Raw genomic sequence first — 15,833 nt, forward strand, 5'->3', positions numbered from 1 at the left:
CACCCGCACGCAGCGAGCATCCAGCGCAATCCATGAGCAAGCAGATCAACGACCACGAAGATCCGCCAGGCGAAAGCTGGCGTGACGAGCCGATCCAGCCCAAGCAGAAGGCGGTGCTGGAGTTTCTGAAAATGCCGGTGCCGCCTACACGCGGGGGCGCGAGCAACCTGATCAAGGCGGTGTTTGAAGGGCCGGGAGGCTACGCGCACCAGAACCTGTGGAACGCCTCCAAGCATGAGCTGCACCCGGACCTGTACCCGGAGCCTGCCAAGAAGCTGCCGCAGCCAAAGCCGACGAGCCTCTTTACCAAGATCATGGTGGTGCTGGCGGGAGTGGCGGTGGTGTTTTATGCCATGGACCAGTATGTGGCGTATTCCAACAAGAAGGGTGCCGTGCCTGAAGCCTCCGCGTCGCCCGGAACAGTTCCCCCGCCGCCAGCGCCGCCGAAGGTGGTGAATGAGATGGTGTCTCTGGAAAGCACGGATGGGAGGACCATCAAGGCGCGCATCACGGCCTTCACTAAGGAGAGCATCGTGATCCGCCGGGAGGATGGGGAGAGCTTTGACCTGCCGCTGGAAAAGCTGTCCGAGGGATCGCGAAAACTGGTGGAGGAGCAGCGCGTGGCCCGGCGTGCGGGGCGGACGAAGTGAAGAGGCTCGGCATGTGGTTCATTGACCAGACCAGATCATTTTTCTAGGACGGGGCGCAGGCCCGGGTTTACTCAGAGGTCATGCATTCCATTCTCATCATCGGCTGCGGCAGCATCGGCGAGCGGCATCTGCGCTGCTTTCAGCAGACAGGGCGCTGCGAGGTGAGCGTGTGCGATGCGAATGCCGCGCTGCTGGAGACGGTGAGCCGGCGCTATGGCGTGACGGCCTACGGCACGCTGGCGGAGGCGGCGAAGGCGCGGCGCTTTGACGCGTGGGTGATCTGCACGCCTGCGCACACGCATCTGGCCATAGCCCGTGAAGGGGCGGCGCAGGGCGCGGCGCTGCTGATCGAGAAGCCGCTGTCCGTGACGCTGGAGGGGCTGGAGGAGACGCGCGCGGCGCTGGCTGCGAGCGGGCGCTTTGTGGCGGTGGCGTATGTGTACCACTGCTTCCCGTGGATCGTGGCGGCGCGTGAGTTTCTGCAAAGCGGGACGCTGGGCAGACCGCTGCATGCCAGCGTGGTGGCGGGGCAGCATTTTCCAACCTTTCGCCCGGCCTACCGGGACATTTATTATGCGCGGCATGAGACGGGCGGAGGCGCGATCCAGGATGCGCTGACGCACATCGTGAACGCGATGGAGTGGATGATCGGGCCGATGACGCGGGTGTATTGCGATGCGGCGCATCAGCAACTGGAGGGCGTGAGCGTGGAGGATACGGTGAACGTCTCCGCACGGCATGGCGCTGTGCTGGCGAGCTACGCGATGACGCAGTTTCAGGCGGCGAACGAGGCGGTCTTTGAAATTCACTGCGAGCATGGCAGCGTGAAGATCGAATCTCACGCGCAGCGCTGGGGAAGCATGAAACTGGGCGAGACAGAATGGACCTGGCACAAGACGCAGCCGCTGGAGCGGGATGACCTTTTCATCGCGCAAGCGAACGCCTTTCTGGATGGGATGGAGGGCAAGGCCTGCGCGCTGAGCACCTTTGAGGAGGCGGCGCAGACGCTGCGCTTTAACCGGGCCGCGCTGGAGTCCGCCGCCAGCGGCATGCCGATCACGATTTCATGAACACCGAAGGCAAAGAACTGCGCCTGGCGATGCTGGGGATGATCGAGGGAAACGGGCACCCGTACTCGTGGAGCGCGATCATCAACGGCTTCAATCCGGAGGCGATGGCGGCCTGCCCCTACTCTGCCATTTTGAGCTATCTGGGAAAGCAGCGCGTGGAGGATGTGCGCGTGCCGGGCGCGCGGGTGACGCACCTGTGGACGGATGATCCCGCCGATGCGACCAAGGTGGCGGCGGCGAGCCTGATCCCGAACCTTGTCTCAAAGCCTGAGGATGTGATCGGCCAGGTGGATGCGGTGATCATTTCGACGGATGATGGCGACGACCACATCCGGCGGGTGAGGCCGTTCATCGAGGCGGGGCTGCCGGTGTTTGTGGACAAGCCGATGGCGACGAACATGGCGGACCTGCGGCAGTTTGTGCAGTGGCACGAGGCGGGGGCCACGATCCTCTCCACGAGCGGGATGCGCTATGCGCCGGAGATGCGGCTGAATGAGGAGCAGCAGGCGCTGGTGGGAGATCTGCGGTGGATCACGAGCTTCACCTGCAAGACGTGGGAGCGCTATGGCATTCATGCGCTGGAGGCTGTGGAGCCGCTGCTGGGCACGGGTTTTATTACCGTGCAGGCGCACAGCGATGCCGGGGGCGATGTGATGCACCTGACGCATCGTGGCGGCGTGCGTGTCACCATTGGCGCGCTGCATGATGCGTATGGCAGCTTTGGCGCGGTGCATCTGTATGGCACCAAGGGGCAGCTGCCGCTGCGGCTGACGGACACCTACAGCGCGTTTCGCGGGCAGCTGGTGGCTTTCATCGAGATGCTGCGCACGGGCGCGCGTCCCCTGCCCTTTGCGGAAACCGTGGAACTGATGGCGGTGATCATTGCAGGCCGGCGCAGTCGTGAGCAGAATGGGGCCATGATTCAAGTGGAAGACATTATCCAAGAAGTGCGTGCTTAGATGACGATGAATCCTGAGCACCACCTTCAACGCGTGCCAAGAATGGCGGACAATGCTGCCCTGGGGTTTCTCACCACTTTGGCATTATCGGCTTTGGCCTGTGTTGCACGCATGGTCATCACCAAGGATGCAAGTGATGCGGCGGTCTTTCATGTTCTGTTTGAACCGTACGTTTTGGCGGTCGGCTCCATCGCCATCGGCCTTGTCTGTTATAGATCCGCGAGAGTCCGAAAATGCTGCATTGCCCTGCTCGTGGTGCTTATGAGTGTTCTTTTGCTGATGCAGCTCTTCAGCTTCTTGCGGGAAGAACTCGCCTCAAGATTTTAATTTTCCATTCATGAAACTCCGTCCCTCACGCATCCTCCGCGAGCTGCGCTCCGGCCAGAACAGCACTGTGCTCAAGCTGAATATGGGAGACCCCCGCATCGTGGAGCTGGCAGGACTTGCTGGTGCCAGCGCTGTGTGGCTGTGCAATGAGCATGTGCCGAATGACTGGCTGAATCTGGAGCACCAGGTGCGCGCGGCGAAGCTGTATGACATGGACACGATCGTGCGCGTGAACAAGGGCGGCTACAGCGAATATGTGAAGCCTTTCGAGTGCGATGCCACGGGCATCATGGTGCCGCATGTGACGAGCGCGGACGAGGCGCGAAACGTGGTGGACATGGTGCGCTGCCAGCCGCTGGGGCACAAGGCGCTGGATGCTGGCAACATGGACGGGCTTTTCTGCCAGGTGCCGCTGGCGGAGTATGCCCACCACTGCAACACGGAGAAGTTCATCATCCTGCAGATCGAAAGCCCAGAGGCGCTGGAGGTGGTGGAGGAGATCGCGGCGGTGCCGGGCTTTGACATGCTGCTGTTTGGCGCGGGAGATTTCAGCCACCGCATCGGCAAGCTGGGACAGGCCACGCATCCTGAAGTGGTGGCCGCGCGCAAGCGTGTGGCGACAGCGGCGCTCAAACATGGCAAATACCCGGCGGTGGCATCGCTGTATGGGCAGAAGGAGGAGGTGCTGGCGGAGGGTACGCGCGTTTTTACGCTGGGCGCGGATGTACTGGAGCTGGGGAATGCCTTCAAGAAGCTGGTGGGGGATTTCGGCGGCGGTGCGGCGGCCAGCGGAAGTGATTCGATTTACCAATCCAAGTAAGCGCCATGTCCTCAAACTTATTCTCTCTCGAAGGCAAAACGATCCTGCTCACCGGAGGCGCGGGGCTGTATGGCCGCGGGCTGGCGGCGATGCTGGCGGAGACGGGCGCCACGCTGATCCTGGCCTCGCGGGATGTGGCGAAGCTGCAGGCGGTGGCGGAGGAGGAGACGGCCCAGGGGCACCGCGTGTTTGCGGAGTCGCTGGATCAGGGAGATGAAGGCTCGGTGGTGGCGCTGCATGAACGAGTCACGGCACAGCATGGTGCGCTGCACGGGCTGGTGAACAACGCGGTACTGCGGCCCATGAAAGGCACGAATGGAGCGACGGAGCAGTTTGCGGAATCCATGCGTGTGAACGCCACGGGCCTGATGCTGATGCACCGGCACTTTGGCAAGACCATGGCGGAGGCCGGACGCGGGAGCATTGTGAACATCGGGAGCATCCAGGGGATGATCGGCCCGAGCTACGAACTCTACACCGGCACAAACATGGGCGACATGCCGCCGGATTACTTCTTCCACAAAGGCGGGATGGAAAACCTCACGCGCTTTTACGCGGCGTATTACGGCCCGAAAGGGGTGCGCGTGAACAACCTCGCGCCGGGCGGCTTTTTCAATCACCAACCGGAGCCGTTTTTGCAGCGCTACTGCGAGCACACCATGCTGGGCCGCATGGCGGATGAGACGGACCTGGGCGGTGCGGTGATCTTTCTGCTGAGTGACGCCTCGCGGTATATCACGGGGGTGAATCTGCCGGTGGATGGAGGGTATACGGCGAAGTAGCTGAGAGCTTTGCGAGCGGACAGGTCTGTCGCATGATGGCCCGGCGCTTCATGCAGGAACGTAGGATGGACGTGGCGACAGCCCGTCCGTCCATGAGCGTGTGGCAGGGGCTTGAGAGTACGAGTGCTCTGGCAAGTCGTGAGAGAATCACGAGCGGTGGAGGTTTGCGGACGCGCTCGTGTTCGGGCGGTTTGGCGGAGGGAGGCGGTGGTGAATGGGCGTGTGTTCGACGCCAAACACGACCGACCTACGTTCCAGAGCGGCCCACACCCTTTCAGCGAGAAAACAGAGCTGTTTTCAATGGCTTATCGAATTACTTGAGGTCTGCCACGGGGATGCGGAAGCATTTGTCGGTGCGGGATTGTTTTTTGTCTTCGCCGCCAAGGCAGTAGATGTAGTCGCCGAGGCGGACGAGGCTGACCATGGCGGCGTAGGGGAGCGGCTTGGCTGGGGTGTAGGTGTCGGTCTTGGTGTCGTAGATGACGGCGTCTGCGGTGAAGTCGGTGGTGTAGCCTCCGGCGATGTAGATGCGGTGGTCGTCGAGCGCGACGGCACAGAGACCGCGAGCGGCCACGGCGAGGGGCCGGAGTTTGCGCCAGGTGTTTTTGGCTGGGGAAAAGGCGTAGGCCTCGGTGGAATTGACGGGGGCCTTGGCTGCGGCGTCGTAGTTCATGCCGCCGAAGAGGAAGAGCTCGTCTCCCAGGACGGCGGAGGCGGCGACGGCGAAGGGTTTGCCGGGGTAGTCGGCGAGCGGAAGGGCTTTGTAGTGGCGGTCCTGCCCGGGCTTGTCGATGAAAACGATTTCATGAGCCGACCTCACCAGACCGGACAAGTCGGCAGCGTCTTTGGTCCCGCCCACGATCAGCCTGCGGTTCAAGACCTCTCCACCGGCGGACAGCACGACCGCTACGCCCAAGTCCCGGATTCCCATACCATGGGAGGTTTTGACGCTGTCGATGACCAGCGTCTCAGGACGAGGCTTTTCGCCATCGCTGCCTCCGAGAACCGAGAGGCTCACATCGCTGCCCTGACATGCGAGTCCATAGGCTAGAGGTCCGCCGGGCAGCTTGGTTCCCAGGTCGGATCTCCATGCCATGGTGCGTGTGTCGAAGTATCGGACCGAATTCAGCCAGTTCTTACGGCCACCCTCCCAATTGGTCCCGCCGATGATGACAATGGACTGGCCCTGTGTCCCACACATGAAGCCGCCATTCGGCTCCGGCAGCGGAGGGAGCGGCTGCCAGTCGGCGGCTTGGGTGGAAGCCGCGAGAACACCCACTGCCAGTACGAGGAGCCAGCGAGCAGCGCGGAGTGTGGCATGCTGCGGAGTGCTGCGGACTGAAGTCCGCGCTCCTGGGGCGCTGGGTGTGCGACAGGGCCTAGGAGCTTGTCTTGGCATCGGGGTCCGTGGCACGTGCATAGTGGTCGGTGTGGGGTGATTTCCAGCCGGGACGGAGGCGCACGTCGGCGGTGCCGCTGAGGGCGCCGGGGGCGCTGGGCGGAGAAGGGTCGTCTTTGCGGCGCATCTCCCACCAGCACTGGCCGCAGTGGTTGTGCTCGTGGTCGATGACGAAGCCGGCCTGTTGCATGAGCGGGCCGATCCAGCCCATGCAGTGGTCGCAGTAGTCGGCGTATTGATGCAGGTCGTTGCGAATGAGGAAGCCTTTGGAGGGGCATTCGTGCATGTCGATGCGGAAGACGTCCTCCGTGACGGTGCGCTCATACACCGCGCCCTCGTCTGCGAGGGTGGGGCCCCAGTATTCCTTCATGCCTTCGATCCCCTTCCCGACGATTAGCTCCACCGCATGCGACTGCGAGTCCTGATGGATGGCCTCGTCCCAGTAGGCGCGCACGAGTTCATGGCCGCCCTGCTGGCGCAGCCATTCAAAGGTCCACTCGTAGTGTCCGCAGAAGTCGTAGCAGCCGATCATGAGGCGGTGGCGATGTCCTCCAGGTTTTGCGGGGCGGTGTGCGCCGTGCGTTTGAAAAAGCGCTGGGTGCAGGCGCCATTGCCGCCGCAGACGCGCGCGGTCAGGCCCGCAGGCGCGGCGATGGCTTCGCTCACAAAATGGCAGTGCTGGCAGAACTGCGGAACGATCTCGCGTGCATGCTCGCGCAGGTGGTGGATGGCGGGGCAGCGGGTGACCTCGAGGCGAACTTCGTCGGCGGACTCGACCACCTCCACCCCGGCACCGGGCTCGGCTTTGAAAAAGGCGCGCCAGTAGTCCGCGACGGCGGGCAGGCCGTGCTGCGCCCAGTTTTGCGACACTGGGCGGTAGTAGCTGCCGCCGAGATCGCGCCAGTAGCTGCGCAGCGCCTGCTCGCCACGATGGCGCAGGATGAAGCGGAAGGTGGCATTGATGGCGAAGTAAAAGTCGGCATGGCCCGCCGGCTTGGTGTCGGTGTAAGGCAGAGACGTGGTGGCGGGCGCGGCGTCTGACATGGCGGCTGACTCCATGAATAGCACCCGTGCCGGGTATTGTCCGAAGATTTGTCTGGTCTAAAAAACTGACCAGAAAACAGCCTGGCATGCGTCCGTTTTCATGGGGTATAAAAGCAGACCGAGCATGACTCACTTTTCCTGGATCGACTACCTCATCTTTGGCGGCTACCTGACGGCGTCTGTGGGCGTGGGCCTGTTCTCCGCGCGCGGGTCCAGATCGCTAGGCGACTACTTTCTGGCAGGACGTGGCATGAACAGCATCCTGGTGGCGATGTCCATCCTGGCGGCGCTCTTCTCCGGGATCAGCTATCTCGCGGGTCCGGCGGATGTGTACAAAAACGGCTTCGCCTTTGCCTACGTGATCCTGGCCTTCTTCATCGCCACGCCGTTCACGGCGATGTACATGCTGCCCAAATTTTACCAGTCGCGCTTCTTCACGGCGTATCAGTTTCTGGAGGAGCGTTTTTCGCTCTCCGTGCGGCTGCTGGCCTCGGGGCTCTTCATCTTCCGCGTGGCGCTGTGGCTGGCGGCGGCCACGTATGCACCTGCGCTGGCGCTGGAAAAAGTGACGGGCATGCCGCTGTGGCTGACCATCCTGGCGTCCGGTATTCTGACCACTCTCTACACGGCGCTGGGTGGCATGCGCGCGGTGATCTGGACGGATGTGATGCAGCTCATCGTGCTCTTTGGCGGGCAGCTGGTGATCGTGCTGGTGGCCGTGGGCAAGATCCCTGGCGGGCTGGGCGGTGTGTGGGACACAGCGGTGGCGGACCACCGGCTGGACCTGAGCCTTTCCTTCAGCCTGTCCGAGCGTGTGAACCTCTGGGCCGTGCTGCTGGCGGCGGCGTTTCTGCATCTGGTGCAGATGGCCACAGACCAGGTGTCCGTGCAGCGCTACCTCACGGCAGGCAGCCTGAAGGAGGCGCAGCGCTCCCTATGGATCAAGCTCTGGATGATCCTGCCGGTGCTCGTGCTTTTCTACGGGACGGGGCTGGTGCTCTACGCCTTTTACAAAACACATGGCGATCCCATGGCGGCGGGGCTGATCGCGAAGGAGGACCAGATCCTGCCCTACTTTGTGGTCACACAGTTGCCAGCCGGGCTGCCGGGGCTGCTGATCGCGGCGATCTATGCGGCCAGCATGTCCACCATCTCTGCGGGCCTCAATTCTCTGGCATCGGCCACTTTTGTGGACTTCAAGCAGCGGCTCTCCAAAGAGGCTGCAGGCACGCAGGAGCAGCAGGTGGGCCGCGCGCGGCTGATCACGGTGGTCTATGGCTTCATCGTCATCGGGCTGGCCTTTGCGGTGTCACTCATGCCAGGAAATCTGGTGGAGTCGGTCAATACCGTGATTGGACTGGTGGGCGGACCGCTGCTGGGGCTGTTTTTTCTGGGCATGTTTACAAAGCGGGCGACCACACGCGGTGCGCTGCTGGGCTGCCTGGCGGGCTTCATCGGTCTGCTGGCGCTCTACCTTTATCAAAACGGCATGCTTACCAGCGTGAAGCCGCCGCTGCTGGTGTCCTTCATCTGGTTCAGCCTGCTGGGCACGCTGATCACGCTGGGTGTGGGGCTGCTCACTTCCGGCCGATCTGGCCCGTCGTCAGGCCGCCATCAATGATGATGGTCTCCCCGGTGATGTAGCGGGCGGCGTCTGAGCAGAGGAAGACGGCGGCACCGGCCACGTCGTCCGGGGTGCCGAGGCGGCGGAGGAGGATTTTCTTTTCGTAGTGCTCCACCATGGCGGTGTCGCTGGAATGCACGAGGCCCGCGGTGAGCGGGGTCTTGATGAGGCCGGGGGCCACGCCATTGACGCGGATACCATGGTCTGCCAGAGAGACGGCGAGGGATTTGGTGAGCATGACGAGAGCACCCTTGCTGGCGTCATAAGCGGCGGAGTCGGCCTCGGCCTGGAAGCCGTTGGTGGAGGAGGTGATGAGGATGCAGCCGCCGCGCTTTTCCGCGACCAGACGGCGGGCAAAGGCCTGCGCGGTGAAAAAGGCGGAGGCCATGTTGAGCTGCACGGTTTTGTTCCACCGCTCGCGGGTCATTTCGAGAAATCCGACGTCAAAGAAGCTGCCCGCATTGCACAGCAGGGTGTCGAGGCCGGGCTCCGCCTCAAAGGCGCGCTGCACGAGCATTGCAGGAGCATCGTCCGCCGAGAGATCGCAGGCCACGTAGGAGGCCCAGGCGGGAAAGTCGGCGGGGCGCTCGTTCAGCCCATGACAGACGACGCGCGCCCCGGCCTCATGCAGGCCGTCTGCCATCGCGAATCCAATGCCCTGGGATGATCCTGTGACCAATGCCGCCCGACCTTCAAGAGAGAATGCTTTTATCATGCCTAGGTTTCTTATAACGTCGGCAGGAGGCTGGTCAATACACGGATATTGCCAGGATCAAATGGGGTGGCCGAGATAGGCGAGGGTGTTGGTGTGGGCGATGCGGCCAACTATCTCTGCGCCGCCTGCGGTGAGGGCGTCCACTTCGGCTTTGTAGGTGCTGATGAGGCGCACGACTTGGCCGTTGATCTCGGCGGCGTAGCTGTAGAACGGGGAGTCGCTGCCCCACATGAACTTTTTCGGGTAGGCGGCGGCGAGGTCCATGATGACGCGCGCGGGGTCGGTGTAGTCTGAGTCAAAGCGACGGGCCCTGGGGGCGACGTAGGGGAGATCCTGCACGGCGCCGACGCAGTGGATGCAGTGGGCGGAGTTGTCGAACCAGGTGTTTGGCAGCGCCCGCACGCGGTCGAGGCATTCTTTGTCAAAGCGGCAGGAGTGCGCGAGGCAGAAGCGCACGCCGGGGTTTTCCTCGGCGATGTCGAGAATGTCATGAGCCTGGGCCCAGAGATCGCTCTCGGCCACGCTGGAGTGAATGAGGAAGGGCACATCCCACTCGGCGGCGAGTTCGACGAAGACCTTGCCGCGGTCGCGCAGGTGCTTGATGTCGGCCTGGAGGATGGTGGTCTGCATCTTGATGCCGTGAAAGCGGTACTCGGCACGGAGCTTGCGCAGTTCCTTCTCCTGAGCGGCGGTGTTGCGCATGGGGTCGCCCATGACAAAGGGGAGCATGCGCTTTCCCTCCTCGGGGAAGAGCTCGTAGCACTCCTTCATGAGTCGGCGGTTTTCAAAGGCGTAGGGGATGTCGTGGAGGCGGCCTTTCTCGTCCTTGATCTCGTTGTCCATGAAGGCGGTGACATCGAGCGCGAGATGGCTGACAAAGGGAAAGACGATCCAGCGGTCCACGCCGAGGGCGAGTCCTTCGTCATGCATGGTGACGAGATGCTGGGCGTAGGGGAAGTCGCCGTGGAGGTAGAAGAGAAGGTCTGAGCCGACGTGGTTGTGGCAGTCGATGATCATGGTGGGGTGAGGCTGAATGGGGAAAGTTCTATCACTGGGCGCCGAGGTTTTGCGGGGCCTGCGCAGGCAGGTCCTGCACCTGCTGATGGCGCACATAGCGGCGTAACATGGGTGTCAGACCGGCGGGCAGCTCTGAGGCGGCACCGAGGCATGGGGAACCGGGGGCGAGGCTGAAATCCTGATCCTGCAAAGAAACAAAGCCGGGAGCCGTGCCGACGAGCGAGGGCGCGAGGGTTTCGATCTTTCCGGAGAAGTCATCCACACTTGGCACCCAGCCCTGGGTGAGCCAGTTTTTACCGAGCCTGAGCAGGCCCTGGGTGCTCATGAGCGAGAGCCTCTTTCCCGAAGCGGTGGTATGAAGTATGTTTCCATGGCATTCCACGGTCTCCTCCGGGGAGGAGAGGCGGAACAGCACAACGGCATGCAGGGAGGTGGAGACGACGGTGTTGTGATAAAAATGCAAGGTTCCTTTGCGGTAGCCTGGGGTGCTGCCGCTGTCCCCGCCGTAGTGGACAAACTGGTTGTTGCCGTCGCCTTCGCGCTCGATGAGCACATTGCCATGCACATGGGTCTGGCGGTAGGCGGGCGAGGCATTGAGGGCCGGATTGCCCGTGGCGTCCACGAGATCGAGCTGGCGGTTTCCGCCTTCGATCCAGCAATAGCGCACCACGAGTCCTGCGGAGCGGTCCTTGAGATTGTTGCCGCTGCAGCCTGCGCGCAGGGGGCCGAAGTGGCAGCCCTCAAACACGAGGCCGTCGCACTCGGTGTAGGCATTGTGCTCAGTGACGCTGCCGGGATTGCCATTGTCATAAAAGTGGCAGCGCTCGACGATCACGCTTTTGGAAGAGGCGCTGATGACAAGACCGTTGCCGCTGCCATGCAGCGCGAGGTTTCGCAGGGTCAGATGATCGACGATCTCCACGTGCAGGCTGGCGGCGTCCTTGCGATAGCGGACGGCACCGCGCCTGCCGATGAAGGTGCGGGGATCGAGTCCGCCGCGAATGTCCAGATTTTCCAGCACGATGTGCGAGGGCGCAGACTCGTCGGGGACGCTGGCGCCGCCGATTTTGACCACGCTGCGCTCCTGGCCCCAGTACTTGAGCTGCGGGCGCGTGGTGGCGTCTTCACCGTCGATGACGGGGAGCTGCCCGGCAGGCCCGGGAACGCCGCTGACGGTGACGGGCTTTTCCGCAGTGCCACGGCAACTGAGGACCCACTTTTCACGATAGGGCTGCTCGCGCCAGTGGATGCGCACGGTGTCTCCGGCGGCGAGTTTTTCCCAAGGCACGGAGCCGATGTCCGGCAGTGGCTGCGAGGGGCCGACCTCATACACCGCCGTGTGCGCCAGACTGGCTGCAAGCAGTGAGGTGATGGTGCAGAGAATCACACGGCAGTTCATAAGCAGGAGAGGTCGCAAGGACACTCGGACGCGGGCACTCGATTGCCAGTGAATATTCCGTGGATCATACCAGCCGTGCAAAGCCCTGCTGCGGTGCCGGTGCCTCGTCCAGCGGAGCCTGGGAGACGATGGCGAGGGAGTCGTCCAAGGCTGAGAGCATGGAGGAGAGATGCTCCTCGGAATGGGACCAGGTGACGTAGAGCTGGCTGGACATCAGGAAGCCGCGCTGAAGCATGTGGCGGATCATGAGCGGCTTGGCGGCGGGATTGGCAAAGGCGAGCGAGGGAGCACAAGGCATGCCGCCGATCTTGAGCTGAAGGGACGGATGCCGTGCTGCCACCTCGCGCAGGCGGGACTGGAGGCTCTCGCCCATTTTCCACAGCTGCTGCTGCACGCCCTCGCGCTGCATTTTGCCGATGCAGGCCAGCGAGGCGGCGGTGCCCACGCCATCGGTCCAGTAGCTGCTGGAGATGAAGCTGCTATTGGCCGCGTCCATGACGGAGTCGGTGCCGATGATGGCCCCTGCGGGGTAGCCATTGGAGATGGCCTTGGCATAGACGGCGATGTCGGGCTGGATGCCGAGGCCGGGGGCTGCACCGGGAAAGCCGAAGCGCCAGCCGCTGGTGACTTCATCGAGCACATAGACCGCGCCTGCGGCGTGGCATTCAGAGATAACCTGCTGGAGAAAGGAGTCGCGCGGCAGCTCGGAGCGCATGGGCTCCATGACGACGGCGGCGAGTTTTCCCTCCAGCTTTTGCAGGGCGGCGCGGAAGGAGGCGATGTCATTGTAGCGGAAGGGCACGGCGGTGCCTGCGAGCTCGCGCGGCACGCCGAGGGGCTGCAGGCCGGGGAGGAGGTGGCCGTCGAGCGCGGCGTCGTCGCTCAAATTGGCCGCGAGATACCAGTCGCTCCAGCCATGGTAGCCGCAGAAGGCGACGCCGCTTTTTCCGGTGGCTGCGCGTGCGATGCGCACGGCGAGACCGAGGGCCTCGCCACCGCCGCGTGCGTAGCGCACCTTTCCAGCCCATGGGTGGAGAGCGAGCAGCGCCTCGGCGAGCTTCACTTCATCGGGAGAAGCTAGCGTGGCGTAGCTGCCGAGATTCACGCGGCGCTTCACAGCGGCATTCACTTCATCATCGGCATGACCGAGCAAGATGGCGCCGACGCCGCCGGTGAAGTCGGTGTAGCGGCGGTCATCGAGGTCCCACACATAGGCCCCTTTGGCGCGGGAGAAATAGGAGGGCCAGGACTGGGGATCGAAGAGGTGGGCTCGCTTGGAGAGGAGGCCGGTGCCGCAGGAGATTTTCTCTTTTGCCTGCTCCCAGAGCTGCGGGCCGGAGGGGGCGGCGGGCTTGGGCCTGAGGAGACGCAGGGCGTTCTCGCGGAAGATGTCCTCCAGATCTCCCTGAGTCATGCCGGTGTCTTCGCAGGCCTCGCGCAGGCAGAGGAGAGACTCGATGCCGACGGTGGTGTACTGGCCGAAGATGGTGAGCTTGTCCGCGGTGATCTCGGGGTGGATCCAGGTGAAGCCATCGCCCTGCGTGATGCAGGAGCCGCGCAGCTCGCTGACCATGTAGTCGCTGCCCCAGAGGACGCGGCGGGGACCCAGGATCTCCAGCGCGGCGCGGAAGGCCCCGGCCTGGGTGACGGCGGAGGTGTCCACGACGACATTGTCGAGGTCCACGAGATGATGCAGCCCCTCGCGGGCGTGGCGGTAATTGAACGAACGGGCCACATGGGCCAGCACCAGCTTGCAGCGTGGATAACGGCGGCACAGGCGGCGGATGGCCTCCACATTGCGCGGATCGGTGATGCCATCTGCCAGCATGATGTGCAACATCAGGACACCGTCGTGCTCGTGGCAGAGCTCCCACATCCACCCGGGCGCGAAGGATTCGATCTCCGCCTCCTTGGTGTCCGGCACATCGGCGTAGAGGCGGTAGGGCTTGATGCCGACAAAGACGCCGGTGCCCAGGAGGCGGCGGACTTCGGCGGGATCGTCGGTGGGTGCAGCGAGGACGAGTGCGCGCGAGTTTCCCGAGCCATCCACCTGCGACTGCAGCCAGGCATTCTCCCCTGCCCTGTCGTTTCCTGCGCTGGGGTAGCCAAAGAACAGGCCCTCAACCTGACGACCTGGAAGCCAGAGGCGCATGGCGGCCTGAAAGTCTGCCATGCCGTAGCCGCGATTTTCATCCAGAAACACCGGCCGCTTTCCCTCGGCGAAATGGCGCGAGTGGAAGAGATGGGTGTGCACATCAAAGACGCACTCCGGCACAAAGCCATCGATGGCGCGATGCAGCAGGCAGCGGTCGGTGTCGTTGAGTTCCGTGACAAGGGAGAGGGACATGGGGATCAGTCGTTGAGGTAGATGGCATACACCTTTGCGGCGCTGCCAGAGGGGAAGTTCACACGCAGGGCGGTCTTCTGGCCTGCGGGCAGAGGTTTGGACCACTGGAGGGGCACGCGGACGCCGCTGGTGCTGAGCTTGATTTCGTAGCCGTCGAGCGGGTGGTCGAGGTGATCGAGAAGCTGCACGATGAGCGGGGCCTCCGCAGTAAGGCCGTCCACATTGAGGGCGATGTCTTTTGCGATGAAGGGGCTGGTGATGAAGTGGCCCTCCTCCTCGGCGACCTTGGTCGAGAGCGAGCCAAAGCCGTCGCGGCGCAGGGTGGCGAGGCCGATGTCCATGTGCTCGAGATCGCCGCCGGTGTTCCAGTGGGAATACCAGATCATGGTCTTGTCTCCCTCGTTCACAAAGGCATGCCCCTGGAGGATGGCGATGTCGTCCCACTCGCCCTCTTTGCCACGGGGGATGATTTTGAAGCCGGGCACAGGCTCACGGTAGTGCACGCCGTCATTGCTGATCATGAGGCCGAGGTCCACGCGCACGCCGTAGTTCCAGCTTTTGCCCTTGGGGGGCGGCTGGTCGGCGTCCTGCCACATGCCGTGGAGGCCGACCATGACGTTTCCACGATTCCACAGGCCTGCGCCCATGTGCATCTGCTGGCCTTTGACCGGAGGATCGGAGAGCTGGCCGGGGCGTGCATAAGAGAAGGCTTTGGCGCGGGACCAGGTGACGAAATCGGGAGAGCGGTAGGCCAGCATGACGCGGCCGATGTCGCGGCCATCCGCGCGCCAGGACCAGGGGCTGAGAAGCTGGCCGGTGGCATAATAGAAATCTCCGAAGCGGTAGAGGCTGCTGACTTCAAAGCGCTCGCCGCCGGCATTGGCGGGGCGGTCGCCCACGCATTTCCAGCTCAGGCCGTCCGCGCTGGTGGCGGTGACAAAGGCACCCCAGCGTTTCTCATTCGGTCCGATCTTGGTGCGCCCGCCTTTGACGTCCTCGAAGGGCATGTGGGCGATGTAGGCGCACTTGTAGCGCTTTGAGGGATCGGGCTCGTCCGGCTCGTAGAGCACGGAGAGGAAGTCGTTCACGCGGGTCATTGAATAGGGCTCGCCCTCGATGCGGCAGATGTTGTTCCGGGTGTTGCCGTTGAACTCAACGAGGCCGAGCGCGGGCTTGGTCCAGGTGATGCCGTCCTTGCTCTCGGCGTAGCACATGGGCCGCCACCAGCCGGGGGCCTGGCCTTTCTGCACGGCCGCCTCATGCATGCCGAGGTACCACATGCGGAAGGTGTCGCCCTGTTTGATGACGGTGCCGTAGAGCACGGCGTGGCCGTGGTCCGGCGCGCCCTCGGGGCCGTTGGTCAGCACGGGATTGCCGGGGTGCTTCTGAGCCTCCTGCAGCGTGAGCTTCAGATTGTGCTGCCAGGCGATGTTGTGATCGTCAAAAGCAAAGAAGACCTGCTCGGCTGCATGGAGCTGGAAAGCGAGAACGCCCAAGATGCAAAGGGTGAGTTTCATGGGCGAATTGTGAATCCCAGCGATGGTGTTGCGAGCGGTAATCGCTGGTTCGGTGAGCGGACCAGTGAGGGGGATAGGATGGTGGTATAAGTGCAAAACGCCGGAGCGCGTCGAAGCGAAAAGCAGCACGGTCAATCCTGCCCGTGAAGAGAGCGCTGCTCAC

General features: G+C 63.2%; 15 protein-coding genes. 7 read left to right on the plus strand and 8 right to left on the minus strand.

The window, feature by feature from the left end:
• The first annotated feature begins 32 nt into the window (after positions 1–32).
• The 6 genes from ACFQDI_RS19610 (at position 33) to ACFQDI_RS19635 (ending at position 4,608) form a co-directional block, all read left to right on the plus strand.
• Complete coding sequence (locus ACFQDI_RS19610; protein WP_377170010.1) at positions 33–650, plus strand: hypothetical protein; 618 nt, start codon at positions 33–35, stop codon at positions 648–650.
• Positions 651–730: 80 nt separating this feature from the next.
• Positions 731–1,720 (plus strand): Gfo/Idh/MocA family protein, encoded by a 990-nt coding sequence (locus tag ACFQDI_RS19615; RefSeq protein ID WP_377170012.1) that lies wholly within the window; start codon positions 731–733, stop codon positions 1,718–1,720.
• The gene (locus ACFQDI_RS19620) at positions 1,717–2,679 is read left to right on the plus strand and encodes a Gfo/Idh/MocA family protein (protein ID WP_377170014.1); all 963 of its coding nucleotides are present in this window, start codon (positions 1,717–1,719) and stop codon (positions 2,677–2,679) included. The genes ACFQDI_RS19615 and ACFQDI_RS19620 overlap by 4 nt, the downstream gene beginning before the upstream one ends.
• Positions 2,680–2,685: 6 nt before the next feature.
• Positions 2,686–3,006, plus strand: coding sequence for a hypothetical protein (locus tag ACFQDI_RS19625; RefSeq protein ID WP_377170016.1), 321 nt, complete (start codon positions 2,686–2,688; stop codon positions 3,004–3,006).
• Between the two features lie 10 nt (positions 3,007–3,016).
• The gene (locus ACFQDI_RS19630; protein WP_377170018.1) at positions 3,017–3,826 is read left to right on the plus strand and encodes an HpcH/HpaI aldolase family protein; all 810 of its coding nucleotides are present in this window, start codon (positions 3,017–3,019) and stop codon (positions 3,824–3,826) included.
• A 5-nt stretch (positions 3,827–3,831) separates the two neighbouring features.
• On the plus strand, positions 3,832–4,608 hold the full coding sequence (locus ACFQDI_RS19635) for an SDR family oxidoreductase (RefSeq protein WP_377170020.1): 777 nt from the start codon (positions 3,832–3,834) through the stop codon (positions 4,606–4,608).
• Between the two features lie 313 nt (positions 4,609–4,921).
• Here ACFQDI_RS19635 and ACFQDI_RS19640 read toward each other — a convergent pair whose 3' ends face one another.
• From ACFQDI_RS19640 to ACFQDI_RS19650, 3 genes are all read right to left on the minus strand, one after another.
• Positions 4,922–5,704 carry a Kelch repeat-containing protein gene (locus ACFQDI_RS19640; protein WP_377170022.1) on the minus strand — a complete coding sequence of 261 codons (783 nt, stop codon included), beginning with the start codon at positions 5,702–5,704 and terminating at the stop codon, positions 4,922–4,924.
• A 283-nt stretch (positions 5,705–5,987) separates the two neighbouring features.
• Positions 5,988–6,539 carry a hypothetical protein gene (locus ACFQDI_RS19645; protein WP_377170024.1) on the minus strand — a complete coding sequence of 184 codons (552 nt, stop codon included), beginning with the start codon at positions 6,537–6,539 and terminating at the stop codon, positions 5,988–5,990.
• Complete coding sequence (locus ACFQDI_RS19650) at positions 6,536–7,051, minus strand: hypothetical protein (protein WP_377170026.1); 516 nt, start codon at positions 7,049–7,051, stop codon at positions 6,536–6,538. Before ACFQDI_RS19650 ends, ACFQDI_RS19645 begins: the two co-directional genes overlap by 4 nt.
• A 124-nt stretch (positions 7,052–7,175) precedes the next feature.
• Here ACFQDI_RS19650 and ACFQDI_RS19655 point away from each other — a divergent pair, with 124 nt between their 5' ends.
• Positions 7,176–8,672 carry a sodium:solute symporter family transporter gene (locus ACFQDI_RS19655; RefSeq protein WP_377170028.1) on the plus strand — a complete coding sequence of 499 codons (1,497 nt, stop codon included), beginning with the start codon at positions 7,176–7,178 and terminating at the stop codon, positions 8,670–8,672.
• On the opposite strand, the gene ACFQDI_RS19660 is transcribed toward ACFQDI_RS19655, so the two are convergent.
• The 5 genes from ACFQDI_RS19660 to ACFQDI_RS19680 all read right to left on the minus strand — a co-directional run bounded on the left by ACFQDI_RS19660 (position 8,629) and on the right by ACFQDI_RS19680 (position 15,670).
• A complete protein-coding gene (locus ACFQDI_RS19660) occupies positions 8,629–9,390 on the minus strand; it encodes an SDR family NAD(P)-dependent oxidoreductase (RefSeq protein ID WP_377170031.1) in 762 nt (253 codons plus the stop codon). The two genes, ACFQDI_RS19655 and ACFQDI_RS19660, sit on opposite strands and share 44 nt — an antisense overlap.
• A 57-nt stretch (positions 9,391–9,447) precedes the next feature.
• Positions 9,448–10,407 (minus strand): amidohydrolase family protein, encoded by a 960-nt coding sequence (locus tag ACFQDI_RS19665; RefSeq protein WP_377170033.1) that lies wholly within the window; start codon positions 10,405–10,407, stop codon positions 9,448–9,450.
• A 31-nt stretch (positions 10,408–10,438) separates the two neighbouring features.
• Positions 10,439–11,806: a right-handed parallel beta-helix repeat-containing protein gene (locus ACFQDI_RS19670; protein WP_377170035.1), complete on the minus strand. Its 1,368-nt coding sequence runs from the start codon at positions 11,804–11,806 to the stop codon at positions 10,439–10,441.
• A gap of 64 nt (positions 11,807–11,870) precedes the next feature.
• Positions 11,871–14,153, minus strand: a complete 2,283-nt coding sequence (locus ACFQDI_RS19675) for an aminotransferase class III-fold pyridoxal phosphate-dependent enzyme (RefSeq protein ID WP_377170037.1) — start codon at positions 14,151–14,153, stop codon at positions 11,871–11,873.
• 5 nt (positions 14,154–14,158) lie between these two features.
• Positions 14,159–15,670: a glycoside hydrolase family protein gene (locus tag ACFQDI_RS19680; protein WP_377170039.1), complete on the minus strand. Its 1,512-nt coding sequence runs from the start codon at positions 15,668–15,670 to the stop codon at positions 14,159–14,161.
• Positions 15,671–15,833 lie beyond the last annotated feature (163 nt).

Origin of the sequence: Prosthecobacter fluviatilis (genome assembly GCF_042655725.1) — a bacterium.
GTDB lineage: Bacteria > Verrucomicrobiota > Verrucomicrobiia > Verrucomicrobiales > Verrucomicrobiaceae > Prosthecobacter > Prosthecobacter fluviatilis.